This is a genomic window from Syntrophomonas sp. UBA1041, assembly GCF_002316705.1.
In the GTDB taxonomy this organism is placed as follows: Bacteria; Bacillota; Syntrophomonadia; order Syntrophomonadales; family Syntrophomonadaceae; genus DTU019.
In genome coordinates, this window is sequence record NZ_DCEA01000061.1 from 325 (window position 1) to 1062 (window position 738).

Consider the following 738-nt stretch of genomic DNA (forward strand, 5'->3'; position numbering starts at 1 on the left):
ATCAACCGCAAGATCCTGTCGGAGATGGCCATCAGCGACCCGCAGGGCTTTACCCGCTTGACTGAAGTGGCCAAGCAGAGTATCGGTAAATAACACATAAAGAATCAAGAGGCTGTTCCATTGGTTAGACTAAGGAACAGCCTCTGTGTTTTATGCGACAAAAAGATGACAATAAAGGAGCATCCCTTTTGTCATCCTTTCGCCACACCGGCGTGGCGCCGTAGAAAAATCGAGGTCCTAGCATTTTGCATTTATCCGGGGGGAAGACATGAAAGAAATAAATTCCAAAGAAAATCCCCTGATCAAAGAAATCTCCAGACTGAAACACAAAAAATACCGGGATCAGACCGGGAGGTATATCCTGGAGGGCCTGCACCTGGTGGAAGAAGCGTTGAGCAGCGGGCAGCAGCCGGTGTGTCTGCTGGTGGCCAAGAAACGCCGGGAGCAGTACCAGGCTTTTGCAGCGCAGTATCCAAACCTCTCCTGGTATGCGGTGGATGAAGGCATTATGAAACTGATCTGCGACACCGAAAACCCGCAGGGAATAGCAGCGGTGATGACGAAGCCCGCTTACTCCCTTGATCAGGCGGCCAAACCGGGCGGGCTGGTGGTGGTTCTGGATCAGCTCAGCGATCCCGGCAATGTCGGCACAATAATCAGAACATGTTGGGCATTTGCAGTTGATGCCGTCTTAATGACCGCCGGATGCGTGGATCCATTTAACCAGAAAGTGGTGCG

General features: G+C 51.8%; 1 protein-coding gene. It reads left to right on the forward strand.

The window, feature by feature from the left end; genetic code table 11:
- Window positions 1–268: 268 nt before the first annotated feature.
- A partial coding sequence (locus B2633_RS08650) for a TrmH family RNA methyltransferase (RefSeq protein WP_483170204.1) occupies window positions 269–738 on the forward strand: 470 nt, incomplete at its 3' end.